The organism is Nostoc sp. DSM 114159 (genome assembly GCF_053470285.1).
On the sequence record NZ_JBPFEH010000001.1, the window covers coordinates 7,936,941 to 7,956,268 of the forward strand.

Sequence of the window (19,328 nt, forward strand, 5' to 3'; positions counted from 1 at the left end):
GCGACTTAAGCCGTGGCTTGGAACAAGGACGCCTTGCGCCGCACTTCTCTGCGAGATGCTGCCGCGAACGTACCGCTACGCGTCTGGGAGCAATTCTTTTTTAAAGCTGATAATGTAAAAGTTGAAAAAAGTCCTGCTAGAGGGAAATAAGATATAAAGCCATGAACACAACTTTTGTAGAGATTGTTAACGCCTGTAAAAAACCAAATACTGAATTACTTAAACAAGTCCTTACAGAGCGAAGTTCACTTTCTGATGCAGAGAGCGATTTTCTCACTTACATGGCAGGATTTACTCATTATGAATTTACAAAAAATCTGTTTCAACAATTTGGGTTATTTTTTATCGAAGGCACTTCCATACTTTTTGATTCCATAAATAAAAATTTTCACGTGAAAATTCTCATCAACGATCAAACCCTTGATTTTGAAAGTTTTTCCCTGGAAGCTATCGCACAAGCTGAACAGGCAACAATCATCGAAAATCGTATACAATTTAGAGATAGAAATGGTATGTATATTGATGGTTTATCAAAATTGTTGCGAAGCATGACAGTAGCTCGAATGCAAGATTATTTATCCAAAAGTAACATGGGTATATATGAGGATGTCGTTTTGTTTCGCAGAATATTACTTGACAATTCTTTTGTTCTACACTTTGTGAGAGTTGGCCAGCGTAATATATTGATTAACTTAGAAACAATATTTGTTAGGGTTACTGCTTCAATATTTGTAAACTTTTCGGATAAAAAGCCAAACTTGTCATTATTTAATATTCAAAATAAAAATGAAATTTATGCATTATTAAAGAATATATATTGGTATGTTTTAGATATTGAACGACCAGAAGAGATTATTGATTTACTTAAAAAAATTCAAGCAGATTTTACCTTGGTTCCATATGTAAGTGACGAGTATAATTATTTTCAAGGTATATTGCTCGATATAGAATCTAGAATCTTAAGTGCAATCGCCTTAAGATAACCAGAGGTATTATATTATACGGAAAAATCAGGTTCAATATGAGCATTGACCAATATGGTGGAATTTAGTAACTGATTGCTAACCCATAATGCTTACTCTAGTAGTTGATAAGAGTGATTGCTACTTAGGATGTCTTGCAATAATTAATTGAATTAGTACAAGTACAAGAAAGAAGAAAGAAAACGAACCGCAAAGGACGCAAAGAAGGCAAAGAAAGAAGTTACAGCAGATTTCAAGTTAGTGAAATACATAAGCTAAGTCCCAAAGCCAGATATAAAGCCTGTTTTACTTCTGAATTCTGCTGTAAAAGGGTTTGGCGCAGCCTCACAAAGAAATGGTATAAGCTCTGTATCCCACAACTAAAGTTTCTAACTAATTTTCCATTTTTAATTTTCTATTTGGGTTTTAATAAAAGCACATCAGGAGCCAATAAATTTTCGTACAGCTTCTCGCAATTGTTCAGCATCAAAAGGTTTGATCAGATATTCTGTTGCACCCGCCAGATGACCCTTCACCCGATCGAAGGGGGAATCTTGAGAAGTCACCATAATCACGGGCAAATGCTGAAACTGGGGCAGACTCCGCACCGTGCGGCAAAACTCCAACCCGTTTACATCCGGCATCTGCACATCCAATAGCAAGACTGAAATCCGTTGATAATAAATGATCGACAGAGCATCAACCGCGTTAGCGGCTGTTATTACTTGATAGCCCGGTTCTAACGCTCGTTTAATCATTTGATGAATCACAGGGCTATCATCAAGCGCGAGAACAATCGGTGAGCTTGTCGTACCATTTGACATAGTTTACAAGTCGATGAGTCAATCATCGTTGGCGTTTACAAAAAGGCAGTCTTGCTGGAGGCAGGAGTTAGGAGTATCAATTAAAACTAAAGTTGCAGGGTTTAAAGCCCAGTTTAAACAAAGAATTATACCCAGACGTGCTGACGCGTTGTATAAAGCGTCCAAGATCGATCCCACTATGAGTAGGGGTGGGTTCCTCCAGTAAGAACTGCCTTGTCTACGACACGCTCTTGCGTTCGACCTCCTGCTTCCTGACCCTAGCATTCCCAAAGTCAGACTTGAACAATTGATATTTTGATAATTTTATACACACTTCAAGTACTTTTAACCAGAGGCTCAACCGGAATTTGAATCAAGAACTCGCTGCCTTTCCCCAGTTCTGAGGAGCATTTTAAAATGCCGCCATGTTTTTCAACCACAATTTGATAGCTGATAGACAGTCCCAGCCCGGTTCCCTTGCCGATGGGTTTGGTCGTGAAGAATGGATTGAACAGTTTTTGCAGGGTTGTTTCTGTCATCCCAGAACCGTTATCTCGAATCCGAATCACTACACTATCTGCGTGGGAGAATTGGGATAGATCGGAACTACCCGATTCTCTACTAATGAGTTCTGTTTGAATGGTAACGATCGGATTAGGCGTTTCATCTAAGGCATCGATCGCGTTACCCAAAAGATTCATAAATACTTGATTCAATTGCCCCGCATAACAATCAACAGGCGGTAAATTGTCGTATGCTTTAATCACCTGAATCTCAAACTTGGCACTAGTTAATTTCAACCGACTCTTCAAAATTAACAACGTGTTGTCAATCCCTTCATGGATATCCACAGGTTTCATCTCGGCTTCATCCAAGCGCGAGAAGTTGCGCAGAGATAGGACAATTTGCCGAATTCGTTCTCCACCCATTTGCATCGACGACAATAGATTAGGCAAATCTTGCATCAAGAAATCAAGATCGATGGACTCTATCTTTTCCTGAATAGCATCAGTTCCATTGGGATAGGTTGCCTGATAAAGATGCAATAGTTCCAGCAAATTCCGAACATAGTCGCTTGCATAAGCAATATTACCGTTAATAAAGTTGACCGGGTTGTTGATTTCGTGGGCAACTCCGGCCACCAATTGTCCCAGGCTCGACATCTTCTCTTGCTGTACCAGTTGCATTTGGGTTTGCTGTAACTGGCTCAGGGCGTTCCCCAGATAGGTGGCTTGAGTTTGAGCTGCCAAGGCGGTTGCTCGTGTTTGGGCAAGCAGTTCTGCTTGATCGAGAGCGATCGCTACTTGATCGGTAACAGCTTTGAGTAACCGGACTTCACTATCAGTCCATTGGCGCGAACCGCGACAGTGATGGCAAACAATAGCACCCAATTGACCAGAATGGGTTCTCAGTGGCAGCAACAGCACCGAGGTTACTGCCAGTTGATGCAGCAGGGCGCGATCCTCTGGAGTGAGTGCTTCTGAGGTAGTAGAAACATCCTCAATCCTTAGCATATTTAGATTTAAGATAGTTTCTGCCAGAACGGAGCCTGGCCCTAAGGAAAGTTCACCCAACGCCATCTGAATCTCTGGGTTCGTCGCTTCGTGAGTCACCATAAACTTGAACCGATCTTTGTTAGGCAGACACCACACAAAGTCACAGCGATCGACTTGCAACAGAGCATGAATCTCATTCACTGCCGTTTGTAAAATCGTGTCCAGATCCAGAGAATTACGAATTTGATTTGCCAGGTTAAACAGAATTGAATCTTGTTGACCAACCAATTCCTGGGTAATCAATTGCTGTTTTAGTTGTTTGATTTCCGGGATCGTTTGACGCAGTTTCGTGGTGTTGCGCTTTAGCTCCAATTGCGCTATTACTTGGTGGCTGAGTGTCTGCAATCCTTTCCGTTGTTTCTGATTCAGATCGCGCGGTTCAATGTCCATGACGCAGAGTGTACCCAAGACACAACCGCCAGTGATTACCAGGGGGACTCCGGCATAAAACCGGATATTAGGAGCATTTATAACGAAGGGATTGGTGGCAAAGCGGGGATCGGCCAGGGTATCTGGAATCACAAATATATCTGACTGGCGAATGGTGTAGTTACAAAACGCGAGGTCTCGGCGAATTTCTGTTAATGTGATTCCCACTTTAGACTTAACCAACTGGCGATCGGCTCCGATAAAACTCACCAGTGCCATTGGAGTTTCGCACAGATCGGCTGCCAGTGCTGTTAAGTCATCTAATGCCCGATTGGGTAGAGCATCCAACCCCTGAAATTGATACACTGCTTTGAGTCGTGTCAGTTCGTTGGTGCAGGGGAGTATGGAATCAAGTAATAATTCAGGGATTTTCATAGTTTTATTTTAATTGAGGTGCGATCGCTATCATTTAAGTCTTAATTGAGGTCATGGAGAATAGAAAAAAACGTAAAAATTCTATAGCTTTAAGCTTCAAAACATAACAATTCCAAGCTGGACAGAATTTCTTCAGTTAGCGATTGCGGCATAACCCGCAGTCATATCATGTCCGGTTGAAGACTTATTATTTAGAGGGCAGTTCTTGCTGGGGGAAAGAGACTTTTGGGATTTTTGCACAGATCCGGTAATCATAAGTGATTACCCGGACATGATATCAATAATGCCCCCGCTTTTTTGACATGATGATTTCGATTGTCTAAATTTCGGTTGAGCGGCGATTGCTTTTCTCTTGGACTGCGATGCCGAAGGCGGGCTACGCCTACGCCTTTCTCACTTGCAGTACTAGGGATTTCTTACACCTCTGCATTCACATCTGTAGCAAGTAGGAAAATTTTCTCTTGACACTCATCTACTTGAAGTAAGAGGTTACTTGCTGTACTTTGTGTCATGATTGGTACTTCTTAAGCGATTACATTTTGGAGGCGATTGCTTTTGTCTTGGGAAGTAATCGCCCTTTCTACCTTTAGCAACTAAGCCGCTACTGTCGCTCTAACTCCCAACAACGCAATCACTTGTTCGGCACTCAAAGCCACACGATTAAGTCCGTACTGTCTTGGTCTTGCATACCAGCCTTGTTGATTGCACCCGATGAATGACTTCATCGGCTTGCTTTTTTGTGATATTGATCTTTGCTGCTACAGATCGGGTCTCAATACTTGTCGGGTTTTGGGGAAAAGGGGAAGCGGAAAGGAAAAACCTTTAACCTAAACCCAGTAACCTTTTCCCTAAATCCAATTCCGAGTTAAAAATCCACAAAGCGTGCAGTATTGGATCGGGTCTAGGTATAGGTAGTGCCACAAATACTAATGGCGCTGGCTTTGCAACTGCCACCTTACTTGGTAACGTTAATTTACCAAATGCTGTAAGTGGAGTCGTTGATTATGAAGGCTTTACGATTGTTAATGAATAACAGTCGTCAATAGCATACTCTTTTTTCAACTTTTGTAAAAAGTACTTTTACAAGAGTTGAAGAACAAAGCTAAAGATAAAAAAGTTTTATTTGCTAAATTACCTGTACTTGTTGTAAAGATTAACTGGATTTTTATTTTGAAATTTATCAAAACAGAATACATACGTCAGTCGCCAAAATTCAGAATTAGGTGACGGAGTTTGTAGTAAGCACTCTAGTCCTTAAATAAGGGGTACCACCATTTGAAGTTCTATTTGATGAGCCATTAGAGCCTAAAGTTAACGTTTCTCTCAAAATTAATTTATTATTATCACTCGATAGACAAATATCTGTTCCTTCAATGACTTTTTTTAAAAACTTTGCCAATTTGTAACCATGCTGTTTTCTTTTTTGATCAAAATTGGGAATATTATCTTTCAATATGTGGTAAATCTGATTTAGATAAATACCACCTTCTTTAAGCTGATTTAATTGCTCGATATTCTGCTTTAAATCTTGCAAAACTTTATTAGTTACTATTAAAATATTATCATTTAATAAACTTTCGCTAGTTACTTCATTAGTTGGAATATCCTCTATTTTTATCTGGGGAGCAGGTATAGGTATAAAGCAATCGCAAACAGACTTGAGAATACGATTAATTTGTCCTTCGTAAGCACATCCAATTACAGTTTTTCCATACTCATGGAGCTTTTTAGCTAAAGCGGCAAATGCACCATCGCCTGATACAATAACGAAAACTTGCAACGTAGGACGACTCTGGGCTAATTCCATAACATCAATGGCTAGTTGCATATCTGCTGCATTCCGTTTATGGCTGTAATCAAAAATTTGAATTGCTTCGATGCCAAGTTCTTGAATTTCATTCTTGAGTAGCCTTAATCGAGAATCACTCCAGTCAGCATAAGCACATTGGATAGCAATTTTATTAACTAGGTTAGTATTTTCTAGATTTGTTTGAATTTGTTTCAGAGAAAAATTTAGGTTAGGGTTGCTTCTACCCATTGTGAGATTTTCAATATCATAAAAAATAGCTGTATTGAACTGCCCAATATTAGGTGAAGCATGAACCGTGGAAGTAAACTGCTCTACACGAATCTGACGCTGCTTTAACTCTTTTAACTCAGCGATTAAAGACGTTATTTCTGGCGCTGAATCTGAACTATTCGTTTCCTGTTTTAACTCCGTAATTGTTGTTGTTAAGTCATTAACTTGTAATTTTGCTTGTTGTAATTCTTCTTGTAACTGCTCAGTTAATGTATTAATCTGACTTTGAGTTTGGACAGTCTGCTCTCGCAGTTCACCAATGGTTCTGGAGAGAATATACTGGCGTTCCTGATAAGCTGTTACTAAAGCTTGCTGAACGATATCCCATTCTTTGGGAAAAGCTTCACGGGTACACACTTGTAAAACGGTTTCATAACCTGCGATCGCAATTTCTAAATTACTAGCAATGTTCCCTTGTTCAAACTCTTGAATAATGGTACTCAGTTTGATAATAACTCTAGCTAAATTAATAGCAATGGCAGGTTCTTTAGCAAAGCGATCGCTTACCCATTTTCGCAGCTTTAAAGCTAAATTATCGTTGAGTTTACTTAAGTTATGTTGCAGAATTGGATATAGTTCCTGATTTTGATAAGTCGCTCTTAATAAATCAATTAGGAAGTCTTGCTCCTGGTTAGCAGCTTCATTTGGCATAGCTAAATCCCTGACAATACACATTTAAGTTTAGTATTCCCAAGTTTTCATGCTCTTGAACAATCAAAGCGGCGTAATCCAATAAGTAATGCCTCTAATAGCTTGTTTTTTAAAACCAAACAAAGGTAAATTATCTTCAGATAAACCCACATAAGTCCAATGGGGAGTATCATTTTCTACAGTTTGAAACCAACCATTTTGATTAAGAGCTTTTCTCTGTTCTTTACTACCTACGCGTAAATCAATTGCTAATCCCCAGAGATGTTGTGAAGTTCCAGGGGGGGCAACTAAACCGAGAATTTTTGTTTCTTTACCTTGTTGAACTTTTGCTAAAACTCGATCGTTAGCATACTTGTGCCAAAATCTTAAATTCGTGTTGAAAGTGCGAGTGCAATCACCAGAGCCATAACCAGATTTTAGCGGAATTTGTTGTTGGACTCGCGCTTTATTTAAAGCATCAGCCGCCGATTTTTGTAAATAACAGTCGTTAGTGCCATCAACATGACCCATTGTTAAAGTAGCTTGAAACTCTTGGGTTTCTTGTTCATTAGCAAAAATATCTTTTGGCGGTAGTTTAATCCCAACATCGGGATTTACGAATACTGCACCATAGCTTCGCAGCAAAGTATATTCATAAGTACCGGGCTGGGGAATTGTGGCTAATTTTCTAGCGATCGCAGATAAAAAACGCTGTTTAGCATCTAATTTGGGATCGGGAATAAATGGTTCCGATCTTGTATTTTTAGAGGTATCTATACAAGGTAATGAATTATTAATCAAGCATTCTTGTAATGGTTGAGCAGTTATAGCAACTTTGTGGTGGGTAATCTCATTGCTAGCTACTAATACAAAAATCATCAATATAACGATACTGATGAAACTTGTCTTTCTAATAAACCTATTAATATTTCTTTGATTTTTGAGGGTAAGTTTCATTCTCAATAATTACTTAGTGATTCAAGAATATAATTGATATTTTTTAGGCGGCATTGATTATTGATAACTTAAAATCACAGATAGTTTATCGGCATTGAACTATCGGATAATCCAAATTCGAGAAAATATCTAATATATACCAGTGATAAATTAATTGGTGCTGGGTTAACGCTCTGAACAATAACTGCGATCGCCAAACCGGAATGTTGTCACAAATTTTAAAAAATGATATTTTTTACTTTCTCTAAAGTTAAAAAATGAAATCCTGCCTTTAAGTGAGTACTAGTAAGTTTGATAACTTTTTTATTAGAAAGTTACATCCATGAAACCACTGGAACAGTTAAAATTGAAAAGAACTCTAAGCTTGCCGATCCTGTAAGTATGACCATGCACAATTCCGTTGAATTCCAAGACGCTTTTGATGTCATAGTCGTCGGTGCAGGTCACTCCGGTTGCGAAGCAGCTCTTGCCTCTGCACGCCTCGGTTGTCGTACCCTGCTATTGACGCTCAACTTGGATAAAATCGCTTGGCAACCTTGTAACCCAGCAGTAGGTGGCCCAGCTAAATCTCAGTTGACTCATGAGGTAGATGCACTCGGCGGAGAAATTGGTAAACTAGCAGACCGCACCTACTTGCAAAAACGTATCCTCAACTCTTCACGGGGGCCTGCTGTTTGGGCATTACGCGCCCAAACGGACAAGCGCGAATATGCAGCAGTGATGAAAAATGTTGTTGAGAATCAAGAAAACTTGACAATCCGCGAAAGTATGGCAACAGATTTGGTGCTGGGCGCTAATGATGAAGTCATTGGGGTTGAAACATATTTTGGTGTCGGGTTCCAATGTAAAGCAGTCATCTTGACAACCGGCACCTTCCTGGGAGGCAAAATTTGGGTTGGAAACAAATCAATGCCAGCCGGACGCGCTGGGGAATTTGCGGCTGAAGGATTGACACAAACCCTAAATCGCCTGGGATTTGAAACCGGCAGACTTAAAACTGGAACTCCAGCGCGGGTAGATAAGCGATCGGTAGATTACAGTAAAATGCTCATCCAGCCTGGAGATGAAGATGTGCGCTGGTTTAGCTTTGACCCGAATGTGTGGGTAGAACGAGAACAAATGCCTTGCTACATCACCCGCACAACCCCCGAAACCCATCGCCTGATTCAAGAAAATTTGCACCTGTCGCCAGTTTATGGCGGTTGGGTGGAAGCCAAAGGGCCGCGCTATTGTCCCAGTATCGAAGATAAGATTGTCCGCTTTGCCGACAAAGAAAGCCACCAAATCTTTATTGAACCAGAAGGAAGGGATATACCCGAACTTTATATTCAAGGGTTTTCTACAGGGTTGCCAGAAAATTTGCAACTGCAAATGTTGCGGACTCTCCCTGGTTTGGAAAAATGTGTGATGCTGCGTCCCGCCTATGCAGTGGAATATGACTATTTACCAGCAACTCAGTGTTACCCCACACTGATGACTAAAAAGATTGCCGGACTGTTTTGTGCTGGGCAGATTAACGGCACCACAGGTTATGAAGAAGCTGCTGCTCAAGGGCTGGTGGCGGGAATTAATGCCGCTCGATTTGTTCGCTCTCAAGAAATGATTGTCTTTGCCCGCGAGCAAAGTTACATTGGGACGCTAGTTGATGACCTGTGTACAAAAGACCTACGGGAACCTTACCGGATGCTTACAAGTAGGTCAGAGTACCGATTGCTATTGCGTTCTGACAATGCCGACCAACGTCTGACACCCTTGGGAAGGGAGATTGGTTTAATTGACGATCGCCGCTGGGATATATTTACTCAAAAACAGGGTAATATCACCACAGAAAAACAAAGATTGCAAGCCACACGAGTTAAAGAACATGATGAAATTGGAATAGCGATCGCATCTGATACGCAACAAGCAATTAAAGGTTCGATTACCCTCAATGACTTGTTGCGGCGTCCAGGATTACATTACGTTGACCTCGACAGGTTCGGACTGGGAAACCCTAACCTCAACCGGGCCGAGAAAGAAGGCGCAGAAATTGACATCAAATATTCTGGTTATCTCGCTAGGCAACAAAATCAAATTGACCAAATTGCCCGCCAAGCTCACCGCCAGTTACCTAGAGATTTAGACTACACAACAATTGATACTCTTTCTAAAGAGGCACGGGAAAAGCTGACTCACATAAAACCACTCACGCTTGGTCAAGCTGCACGTATAGGTGGTGTAAACCCAGCGGATATTAACGCCTTATTATTATATCTAGAATTGCGTAGAACCAAGAGCCAGTCAGAGTTTCCAGCGTTAGCTTAACACAAGCTTGATAAAGACTGAGTATAGTAGTAGGGAGAGAGATTGGTATGATAGATGACATCAAGATTAGTAGTGGCATCATCAACAATCCCCAGATGAAAGTTGAGTTTAATACCAACACTCAATCAACTTATCTGAATCAGATGGGGGATTGGATGTTTCATTATTCAGGAGGCAGTGTTTCGACTACGCTCAACAACCAGGCAGGAGTAACCCACGCACAACTGCATAGGATAGGCGCAAGATCGGAGGCAAAGCGGCTCCAAGCTTTGTATCTCGCTCAACACGTCTTAATACAATTCTGATTTTTAGACCGGGTAATTACCCAAAGCTGAAGTTTTTATTCATACTTATTTACTTCAGTAATAACTGCCCTCTACCTGCCTCCTCTGATAATCCTAATTTCCAGGCAGTCTCAATGAAACAAGTATCACCACCAAGTATGAAAGAGGAACTGGGGACTGGAAACTGGGAACTGGTATTTTTACTCAGCACTCAGCACTCAGCACTCAGCACTTTCAAGTCAGTAGGGGTGGCGTTTCCTCGTCCAAGCAACAACCCAGAACGTCTATGTTACAAGAAGCCAGCACCCGTCTCATAGTACCAGAACCATCAGAAGACTTAATCACCAACGAGCCTTGGTCGATAGAAAACTATGCTGATGGCCTAATGGATGAACTCTTTGCCGATATCGACTACATTCTGGATGCTAGTGGTAATCTGCCTTCTCAAACTGTTAGGCACAGTAGTCAGAACAGATCGAGCCACTTTGTTGCTGGAGTTTCCGCCCAAGCTCAACGCCAATCGCCTCCAGAATATGTGCCTCTGCAAACAGTTATGATACCACAGATTACTTGGAATCAAGGAGTACAGTCAGTTGCTCAAGATCGGCACAAGCAATTGAGTACCGTTGTATTTGACACCTCTACTGTTAAACCAGTTAGTAGAAAGCGTCAAAAAACTAGTTCGGTTTTGGGCAAGCTGCTGATTATCGGAACAACTTTAGGCGTGGCGATCGCTAGCACGATTTACTTGGTGCAGTCTGGAGTCGTATATCTTTTAAATAATAAATTGCCTGAGTCGGCGCTTCTATTGCCGCAATCGCAGTCACGGTTGCCCGTAAAAACAGAAATTGAGGCAGAGTTAGTTGACTATATGCTCCAATCGCTGGCTGTTATAGATAAGCAAGGAGCAAAAAGCAATCAAAAATCTTTCAATCCAGGATTTTCCAGTCAGGCAAATACTAACCAAATAGCCCTTGGTCGCGAGCAAGCAACTGGTAATCTACCAGCACTTCCACTTCTAGCTAATAATACACCACCAGCCTCCAATCGTTCTGGAAGCGTTGTTGAGCGTATCTATGTCCCCGTTTATCAAGCGCCGTCACCAATGCGCTACGCCCTTCCAGCCATTCCGGGGACTCCCACACTTTTACCACAAGTTGCCAGTGCGTTACGGGTATCTCAACCTAATGTTGTGAAAACTGCCCTGAATACAGTGCGACAAGCTGCCAAGCCTGTAACTGTCAATATGTTAGCTGCGGCTGTACGAGCCGAACTCAAGCCGGTGGCAGCCAAAACTGCACCCATTACCGTGCGCCAAACACCCAAACCTCTGCCTGCATTACCAGTAGTTCCATTGCGTGCTGCACTCGCACCAGAGTCAGAACCAACTATTACTCAAGAACAAGTATATCCGGCAACTGCGATCGCAGTTGCTCCGAGTAATACCTTAGAGGGATTGCTAGAGTTGGGCAACAAATCTGCCGCTTTGTTTAAAATTGATGGCGTGACTCGCCGCATCAATATGGGTGAAAGTATCGGCTCCAGCGGTTGGACACTAGTAGATGTCAGTAATGGCGAAGCAGTCGTCCGACGTAATGGCGAAGTGCGATCGATTTATGCAGGACAGAAACTATAAATTTTTTAACTCACTATCTGGTTGAGGAGAGTTTAAAGATTAAACTCATCGATCGCCATTAACAATACTGTTACCACAAATAATTGATTGAAATAACTCGATTGCGTCAAATAGTTCTCTATTTCTGTCGGCACTGTTAAGATTGCCTAGCCTAGCTCATGCGATCGCGCCTTAATAGTTTTAATATTATCAGCTTTATTGATAGCAAGATCGCTTTTACCTCCAGCAGACTTTAGTAACTATTGAGCAAGGATAATTTTTTGAGAATTTGCCGATTGATTTCGGTAATTTTGATACTTTCAATGCCAACTTGTGTAGATACTGTTGCTAAATCTTTATTAAAATAAGTTTCGACTAAATCATCTAGTAATGACATAGTTCTGTCCTTTTAAAAAGTATTTGCATAACCCTTATCTCAATAATGCTTTTTCTCAAAACGGACATCTAAAATTGGGTAACTCCTGGCTTAATATCAAATTTAATTGGGTTTATCTCCTTTTGTAGCTTGATAGTTACGCATTCACTACACTGTTATTAACCCAAATTTTTAGGCGTAGTCTGTTGTAGGCATCGGTCTGCTGATGATAAAAAGTAAATATTTACTGTAAATAACTGGAAATTTTGTCTAATTATCTCATAAATCAGTGAAATATTACAACGTTTAATCAATATAAGCAGAAAATCAGGTTTGTGGTGAAGAATTGGAAGACAATATTGAATTTCCCTATCTAAAGATGGTTCACAGAAATAAATTTCAATGTTACAACTATAATTTATGTTTATTATAGTTCCATTACGGTGACTATATGGAAACCTACATCTTGCTTAAACAAGATATATTGAGCTAAAAAAGTTAGTTTGCTAATTGATGTAATTCTGAAACCTTAACAACATGAAACAACCTAACTATTTTCAAAATAATTCTAAAAACTCTTTAAAAGAAAAGTATCATCTTTACAAAGGCGAAAAACTGAACTGGCTTCAAGTAACTATTCGGCTTGAAAGGTCAATTATCTCTATCATTCTTCCTTGGGTAATTTTTTGTACTATATATGGTACTTTCATCTCATTTTTAGCTCATTTAGGATTACCAATAGCATTTTCAGATTCTAGCAATATTCTTACTAATGCTGTTTTAAGCTTTAATATTGGCTTTACATTACTATTAGTCTTTCGGACGAATACAGCCCATGATAGATTTTGGGAAGGTCGTCAACTATGGGGAGCTTTAGTTAATACATCGCGTAACTTAACTCGGGGAATTGCGATAATAGTTAAAGAGAAGACACCACAGGATAAATTAGAAAAAGAAGCAATGCTTCGGTTAGTAGCTGCTTTTGCAGTTGCAATGAAGTTACATCTAAGATCGGTGCCTTTAGATACTCAGTTGGCATCATTAATGTCTGAAAAACAATATTTACACCTCCAACATAGCGATCATCCTCCACTACAAATTGCTTATTGGATAGGAGATTACTTGCAGTACCAGCATGACCGGAATTGTCTAAATGTCTATCAATTAACGACTCTACATAATTGTGTAGATGATTTAGTCGATATTTTAGGTGGTTGCGAACGCATTTTAAAAACGCCGCTGCCTTTGATATATACTATTAAACTCAGACAACTGTTATTAATTTTTTGTCTTATATTGCCTTTGGAAATTGTAAGCTTTTTAAATTGGTGGACTGGTATAGTAATGGCTTTTGTAAGTTTTACATTATTAAGTATTGAACAAATTGGCTCAGAAATCGAAGAACCTTTTGGGTTCGATCCTAATGACTTGCCTTTAAATACTATTTGCAATACAATCTCCAACAATGTTGAAGAATTAATTAGGCTTACTTCTAACAATGTTCGTTCTTATTAAATCTGTAAATAAATTTGATCGAGCAACTTTTGATGATAACGGAGAGATTTTTCCTTTATTAAAGATAGAAAATACTTGGCTGAAAAATGCGATCGCTTAATAAATAATTCGCCAAGCTTTTACCGTCCCTTTACCAATTTCGCTATCAACAGTTTGACCTCCTTCCAAAACTAGTCTGATATCTAAGTTCTCATCTGGAGCATTTTTCAAAGCAGCGGCTAATTCTTTATTGACAGCAAATGTGCCGGTTGAACCGTCTAATTGAAAAATTTTTTCTCTAACCTTAAGCAAAAATTTATCGACTTTTTTAGTCGTGACAAATCTAAGATAGTCAGGTCTGGGATACACACGACCGGCGGTGTAAAAAGAAGACATTGCTTGACCCGAATTTACTGTTACGAGTACTCGAATGCTCGAAGGAGTCCACAAACTAATAACTTGCTTTGAACCTTCACGGTACAAATAGCCACCTAAAGAATTGCGGTCGAAAACCCCAAGAAACTCCCCTTCAAAAGGGTCAACAATTCTTACGGCTTTCGACCAAGGCACATCCATATCGGGGGACAGTCCAGCCGATTTGACCGTTGGCAAATCGCTTGATGCTTTAGCAAGAATAGCTATTTCTTGAACAGTGAAAGCAGCACAATGTTGAGGGGAAATTACAGCCAAGCTAGCCCCAAAAAGAAGAACTGGAATCGTTTGCGGTAACTTCATCATAAGTCAGGGGTATAATCTTTAAATGCTTCTTAGTGAAAAACAGTTTGCCTCACTTCAATTGGTTCACCCGTCAAACTAAAAGGACGAACTTCGGTAATTTTTACCTTCACCAACTGCCCTTTGAGTTCTTTGATGTCACCGCTAAAAAAGGTCAAACGATTACCGCCAGTGCGTCCCATTACCTGGGTTGGATCTTTAGGATTTTGGTCTTCTACTAAAACTTCTTCAATGCGTCCAAAGTAACGTTGCGATCGCTCTGCTACTTTCAAGTTTCCCAGATGATTGAGCCGTTGCAAGCGATCGCTTTTAATTTCTTCACTCAGTTGATTGTCCCACAAAGCGGCTGGTGTCCCCGGACGCGGCGAATATGCTGCTGTATTCAACATATCAAAGCCTATATCTTCTACCAGTTTCAGGGTATTTTCAAACTGTGCTTCTGTTTCTCCAGGAAAACCGACAATTACATCAGCACTAATCGAGGCATCTGGCATATACCGCCGAATGGTATCGATAATCCGGCGATATTTCTCATGGGTATAACCCCGCGCCATCGCCTTTAAAAGTTCATTATCTCCAGATTGAAAAGGAATGTGGAAGTGTTCGCACACCTTGGGTAACTCAGCACAAGCCTGAATTAATCTCTCAGTAAAATAACGGGGATGGCTAGTAGCAAATCTTAGCCTTTCAATCCCCGGTACATCATGCACGTAATAAAGCAAATCTGTAAAGTTGTGCAGATGCCGACCTTCTGGTGTGACTCCAGGTAAATCTCTGCCGTAAGCATCAATATTTTGACCGAGTAGAGTAATTTCTTTGTAACCTTGCCGTCCTAATTCTGACATTTCAGCCCGGATAGCTGACGGCGTGCGAGATTGTTCGACACCGCGCACATTGGGAACTACGCAATAGGTGCAGCGTTCGTTACAGCCGTAAATTACGTTTACCCAAGCGGTCACTGTACTATCTCGTCGCGGCTGGGTGATATCTTCAATAATGTGAACTGCTTCGGTTGCGACAACTTGGTTGCCCTCAAATACTGACTCCAATAAATCTTTCAGACGGTTGGCGTGTTGTGGCCCCATTACCAAGTCTAATTCTGGCACTCGCCGCAACAGCGCTTCTCCTTCTTGCTGGGCAACACAACCAGCAACGATAAGAGTTAAATCAGGCTGCTCATGTTTACGCTTTGCTTGTCTGCCAAGATAGGAATATACCTTTTGTTCAGCATTATCCCGAATGGTGCAGGTATTGTAGAGAATCACATCTGCATGATTCGGATCTTCACACCACTCAAAGCCCATGTCTTCCAAAACGCCAGCCATGCGCTCTGAGTCAGCTTTATTCATCTGACAACCGAAAGTAGTAATGTGATATTGGCGTTTAGAAGTGGTCATGGGCAATTCTGCTGAATCAGCGTAATGTATGTCAGGTTTATTTCTATTCTATAACGCTCTTAACCGGCTTCAGGAGTGCTGAGTAACTCTTGAAAGAAACGGGCAGGTTGAAATAATTTCAATATACAAATCTAAAAAATTGACAAACTACAAGCATTAGCGGCGATCAAATTTGCCCTCTTTCTCCAGAATCTTGATGTCATCGTTGCCAAAGAAATCTCTTGCTGATAATTAGGGTATGCGAACCGAGAAAAGTAGACTGTCAAGATTGATTTGGGGGAGGGTTTGTAGAAATGCAACCACAAACCATTCCCATAATTTAATTGACGGTTACTTAATAGTAGTATTTAGTTGTCAAAAATGCTTTTTTTGGGTTTGTATGACTTACGTTTGATGTGAATTAGAAACGCTGCTGATTCCGTAGGGGTTTCTCGGTTTTGGGATTACCTATGAAATTACAAGGGTTTCAAAGCTTAATTTACATTAAACGTAACTTAGATACATGATTAATCGCGTTTGTGCAAGCCATCAAGATTTTTTTCACAATCAAGCTTAACTTAGGCGATCGCTAATTTGTCTCCAGGGGCAACAATGCCATTAGCTGTGAGACTGTTAGCTTGCTGATAAGCGATAACAGCCTTTTTAGTAGTTGGGCCAAAAATACCATCTGGCGCTCCTGGATCGAATTCTGGGTGAGTTGAGTCTTGGGCAACTTTTTTTAAAGCCTGCTGCAACTTCTTGACTTTCGGGCCGATGCGACCTTCCTGAAGTGAAACAGCAGGAACGGTTAAAGCCTGAAGACGATCCAAAGCACCATTGAATCTATTCCGATCTACATCACCTGCTATCCCAGGAAAACCTGTCTGGTCGCCTTTGTATTGGTGGAAAGTTTGAAATTCCCACCCACCTGGAATAGTAGGAGTGTTTGTATCAAAATGTGCAATCCATAGGTCATAGTCAGCAAAACGTGAGGTTTTGATCTTATCGTCCCAAAAGCTAGGCCCAGTATAGATGATCGGTTTATAACCTGTAGCAACTTCCACCGCAGTTAAGACGTTGGTAATTTTGTTAAGCTTTTCTGTGGAACTCAAGTCATCCCAATGATCGTTCTGTCCATGATTGTAATAGTCTTGTTCAATATCTACGACTGGGGGGAGATCGCCTGGTTCTATCTCTAGGGCTTGAGCAAACATTTTTACCTGCGGGTCAACCTCCTCGGAAGGACGAAAGAAGAGATATGCCCCACGAATAATACCAGCTTTCTTTATGGCAGGCCAGTAAGAAGCAAACTGAGTATCTTGCTTATAGGTTCCGTAGTTCACTTTGGCATAAGCAAAGTGAATACCCTGACTTTTCACTTTTTCCCAATCGATATTCTCGCTGTAATCAGAAACGTCAATACCTTCAACTGACATATGTTGTCTGTCCTTGTATGTAAAAATACTTGGCTAGCTACAATGTCATATCGGCTGTTTTCGCAAATCTTCTATGCAACAAGTAAAATCTTTACAAGTCGCAAATATCTGGATGGTGTTATAACTTAGCGGTGATGAAATTCAACTTCTGTTTCCAGAATCCTAATATCATAGTTGCCAAAGAAATCGTGACCTAGTAAGCCGATGCTTGCTTTTGGTGCGATCGCTACTTGAAGATTATTGGCTTTAACTCCACCTACTGCAATAGATTTTACCTTACTCGTTGAGAATTCTACTTCACTTCCATCGGCAATTTGGGCTTGCATAGTACCTGTAGCCTGTAGTTTAAGTGTATTTGCCATATCTTGAGTGATAATGGTTCCACTAGCACCTGTATCTACAATCATTTCAAAGGTTTTTTTGTCGTTGAAGGTGACATCAATCACAGGAGTTCCACCAAAACGGCGTTTGATTGAGACTCGAAAAACTTTGTTATCTGAAGGTGCGGCTATGATATTGCCACAAATCCTTTCTAATCCAACGGTTTTACCAGAAGAAGTTATCATGTAACACGCTCCTGGATCGTCTGCTGTTGCCCGATGAGAGAATGCTAAAAATATCAGCGTCGGCATTAGTGCAATTGCAGCTAGATTAACGGTTGTAATCCAACGCCTCCAAGCATTCTTCATGTTATACTGCGCTCCAATTTTTGTGATTACTCTTAATAGCTAAACTCATCATGGCGCCTGTAAAACATGGTGTTAAATAACAAGTTTTTCAGATAAAGATTCAAATTATATCTATTTAAAATAGACATTTATAACGACTTTTTTAGTTTTAAATTAGTTAATTTTTTATATATGTATAGGAATCCGGTTTGATTTCTGAAAAAAATCCGTACACTTATAATCCTCTTCTTCACTATTGCCTATTGCCTATTGCCTGTTCCCTGCCTCTACGAGTAATTTCAAAAATAAAATACTAGTCCTATATATCAAAAAGATGAAATTGCATCTTACTCAATACATCTTACATATAATTACTGATTGGTAAATTAAAGATTAGGTAAAGACATGATAAAAATATTTAGAGCAGATTAAATCTGACATACTAAGAAGTTGGATAAGATAAATTTGTTAACTTACTCAAAGGTTGCTACTGCATTTACAGCAGTTGCGATCGCATTTTTCACAGCAATATCTTTTTGTTCTAAGATGATATTTTCACTATCAGTACGCGAAGCAACTACACCGCAAACAGCAGCAGCCGCAAAATTATACACACCTGCCATTTTAAATAGCGTGCCGCATTCCATCTCATAATTCAAGATATTCAAGCGCTGATATTCTTCTGTAATGCCATGCAGCGATCGCATTAAATTTGGATTAGCTGAATCAGTGCGTTCTTGTCCTTCGTAAAAAGTATCAACTGATGCCGTAATTCCGATGTAATGTTCAACTTTTAATTCTTGCGCGGCTTTAACTAAAGCGACTGTCAGAAAAGGATCGGCTGCGGCTGGATACTCCACAGGTGCAATGTCATTCGCTGCACCTTGGCGACATAATGCTGCACTGCTAATAACAACACTACCAACTGGTATATAAAGTTGGATCGATCCGCAAGTTCCAATGCGAATAATTTGCCGGATTCCTACTTGTACCAACTCATTCACCACAATACTTAATGAAGGTGCGCCCATACCACTAGTAGCTGATAAGATGCTGCGACCATTAGGTAAGTATCCCATGTAACTATTGAGTCCGCGATTTTCTGACAATAGACGGACATCTTGGAAATAAGTTTGGGCAATTAGATGCGATCGCTCTGGATCGCCAGATAATAAAGCAATGCTAGGAGGCGATGAACCTAAATCGTCTTGTCCAAAGCCAATGTGATAAAAGCGTTGATTTGGCATT

The 19,328-nt window shown here is 40.4% G+C and carries 19 protein-coding genes; 7 read left to right on the forward strand and 12 right to left on the reverse strand.

Annotated features, from left to right (window positions below; translation table 11 throughout):
• Nucleotides 1-12: 12 nt before the first annotated feature.
• Both ACR5KR_RS33440 and ACR5KR_RS33445 read left to right on the forward strand, forming a co-directional pair.
• Nucleotides 13-150 (forward strand): hypothetical protein, encoded by a 138-nt coding sequence (locus ACR5KR_RS33440; RefSeq protein ID WP_448269644.1) that lies wholly within the window; start codon nt 13-15, stop codon nt 148-150.
• Between the two features lie 11 nt (nt 151-161).
• Nucleotides 162-983, forward strand: a complete 822-nt coding sequence (locus tag ACR5KR_RS33445) for a hypothetical protein (RefSeq protein WP_448269646.1) — start codon at nt 162-164, stop codon at nt 981-983.
• A 419-nt stretch (nt 984-1,402) separates the two neighbouring features.
• On the opposite strand, the gene ACR5KR_RS33450 is transcribed toward ACR5KR_RS33445, so the two are convergent.
• The 6 genes from ACR5KR_RS33450 to ACR5KR_RS33475 all read right to left on the reverse strand — a co-directional run bounded on the left by ACR5KR_RS33450 (nt 1,403) and on the right by ACR5KR_RS33475 (nt 7,792).
• Nucleotides 1,403-1,786, reverse strand: a complete 384-nt coding sequence (locus ACR5KR_RS33450; RefSeq protein ID WP_448269648.1) for a response regulator — start codon at nt 1,784-1,786, stop codon at nt 1,403-1,405.
• Between the two features lie 314 nt (nt 1,787-2,100).
• Nucleotides 2,101-4,125: a GAF domain-containing sensor histidine kinase gene (locus ACR5KR_RS33455; protein WP_448269650.1), complete on the reverse strand. Its 2,025-nt coding sequence runs from the start codon at nt 4,123-4,125 to the stop codon at nt 2,101-2,103.
• A gap of 593 nt (nt 4,126-4,718) precedes the next feature.
• Complete coding sequence (locus tag ACR5KR_RS33460) at nt 4,719-4,850, reverse strand: hypothetical protein (protein ID WP_445629466.1); 132 nt, start codon at nt 4,848-4,850, stop codon at nt 4,719-4,721.
• Between the two features lie 97 nt (nt 4,851-4,947).
• Nucleotides 4,948-5,079, reverse strand: a complete 132-nt coding sequence (locus ACR5KR_RS33465; RefSeq protein WP_448269652.1) for a hypothetical protein — start codon at nt 5,077-5,079, stop codon at nt 4,948-4,950.
• 265 nt (nt 5,080-5,344) lie between these two features.
• The gene (locus ACR5KR_RS33470) at nt 5,345-6,856 is read right to left on the reverse strand and encodes an NYN domain-containing protein (RefSeq protein ID WP_448269654.1); all 1,512 of its coding nucleotides are present in this window, start codon (nt 6,854-6,856) and stop codon (nt 5,345-5,347) included.
• 63 nt (nt 6,857-6,919) lie between these two features.
• Nucleotides 6,920-7,792 carry a D-alanyl-D-alanine carboxypeptidase family protein gene (locus ACR5KR_RS33475; RefSeq protein WP_448269656.1) on the reverse strand — a complete coding sequence of 291 codons (873 nt, stop codon included), beginning with the start codon at nt 7,790-7,792 and terminating at the stop codon, nt 6,920-6,922.
• A 381-nt stretch (nt 7,793-8,173) separates the two neighbouring features.
• Here ACR5KR_RS33475 and mnmG point away from each other — a divergent pair, with 381 nt between their 5' ends.
• The 4 genes from mnmG to ACR5KR_RS33495 all read left to right on the forward strand — a co-directional run bounded on the left by mnmG (nt 8,174) and on the right by ACR5KR_RS33495 (nt 12,016).
• Entirely contained in the window at nt 8,174-10,096 is a 1,923-nt protein-coding gene (mnmG, locus tag ACR5KR_RS33480) for a tRNA uridine-5-carboxymethylaminomethyl(34) synthesis enzyme MnmG (protein ID WP_448270415.1), read from the forward strand.
• Nucleotides 10,097-10,143: 47 nt separating this feature from the next.
• Nucleotides 10,144-10,401 carry a hypothetical protein gene (locus tag ACR5KR_RS33485; RefSeq protein WP_445629469.1) on the forward strand — a complete coding sequence of 86 codons (258 nt, stop codon included), beginning with the start codon at nt 10,144-10,146 and terminating at the stop codon, nt 10,399-10,401.
• Between the two features lie 113 nt (nt 10,402-10,514).
• On the forward strand, nt 10,515-10,697 hold the full coding sequence (locus ACR5KR_RS33490) for a hypothetical protein (RefSeq protein ID WP_445629470.1): 183 nt from the start codon (nt 10,515-10,517) through the stop codon (nt 10,695-10,697).
• A complete protein-coding gene (locus ACR5KR_RS33495) occupies nt 10,667-12,016 on the forward strand; it encodes a hypothetical protein (protein ID WP_448269658.1) in 1,350 nt (449 codons plus the stop codon). Before ACR5KR_RS33490 ends, ACR5KR_RS33495 begins: the two co-directional genes overlap by 31 nt.
• A gap of 232 nt (nt 12,017-12,248) precedes the next feature.
• Here the strand turns inward: ACR5KR_RS33495 and ACR5KR_RS33500 are convergent, their stop codons facing one another.
• Nucleotides 12,249-12,392 (reverse strand): hypothetical protein, encoded by a 144-nt coding sequence (locus ACR5KR_RS33500; protein ID WP_448269659.1) that lies wholly within the window; start codon nt 12,390-12,392, stop codon nt 12,249-12,251.
• Nucleotides 12,393-12,908: 516 nt separating this feature from the next.
• On the opposite strand from ACR5KR_RS33500, the gene ACR5KR_RS33505 reads away from it, so the two are divergent.
• Nucleotides 12,909-13,886 (forward strand): bestrophin family protein, encoded by a 978-nt coding sequence (locus ACR5KR_RS33505; RefSeq protein ID WP_448269661.1) that lies wholly within the window; start codon nt 12,909-12,911, stop codon nt 13,884-13,886.
• 96 nt (nt 13,887-13,982) lie between these two features.
• On the opposite strand, the gene ACR5KR_RS33510 is transcribed toward ACR5KR_RS33505, so the two are convergent.
• The 5 genes from ACR5KR_RS33510 to ACR5KR_RS33530 form a co-directional block, all read right to left on the reverse strand.
• Nucleotides 13,983-14,603 carry a hypothetical protein gene (locus tag ACR5KR_RS33510; protein WP_448269663.1) on the reverse strand — a complete coding sequence of 207 codons (621 nt, stop codon included), beginning with the start codon at nt 14,601-14,603 and terminating at the stop codon, nt 13,983-13,985.
• 29 nt (nt 14,604-14,632) lie between these two features.
• On the reverse strand, nt 14,633-15,997 hold the full coding sequence (gene miaB, locus ACR5KR_RS33515; RefSeq protein WP_445629475.1) for a tRNA (N6-isopentenyl adenosine(37)-C2)-methylthiotransferase MiaB: 1,365 nt from the start codon (nt 15,995-15,997) through the stop codon (nt 14,633-14,635).
• A gap of 557 nt (nt 15,998-16,554) precedes the next feature.
• A complete protein-coding gene (locus ACR5KR_RS33520) occupies nt 16,555-17,412 on the reverse strand; it encodes a GH25 family lysozyme (RefSeq protein ID WP_445629476.1) in 858 nt (285 codons plus the stop codon).
• A 125-nt stretch (nt 17,413-17,537) separates the two neighbouring features.
• Nucleotides 17,538-18,101 carry a retropepsin-like aspartic protease family protein gene (locus ACR5KR_RS33525; RefSeq protein WP_445629477.1) on the reverse strand — a complete coding sequence of 188 codons (564 nt, stop codon included), beginning with the start codon at nt 18,099-18,101 and terminating at the stop codon, nt 17,538-17,540.
• A 452-nt stretch (nt 18,102-18,553) separates the two neighbouring features.
• Nucleotides 18,554-19,327 carry a nucleoside phosphorylase gene (locus ACR5KR_RS33530; RefSeq protein WP_448269666.1) on the reverse strand — a complete coding sequence of 258 codons (774 nt, stop codon included), beginning with the start codon at nt 19,325-19,327 and terminating at the stop codon, nt 18,554-18,556.
• Nucleotide 19,328: the final 1 nt, after the last annotated feature.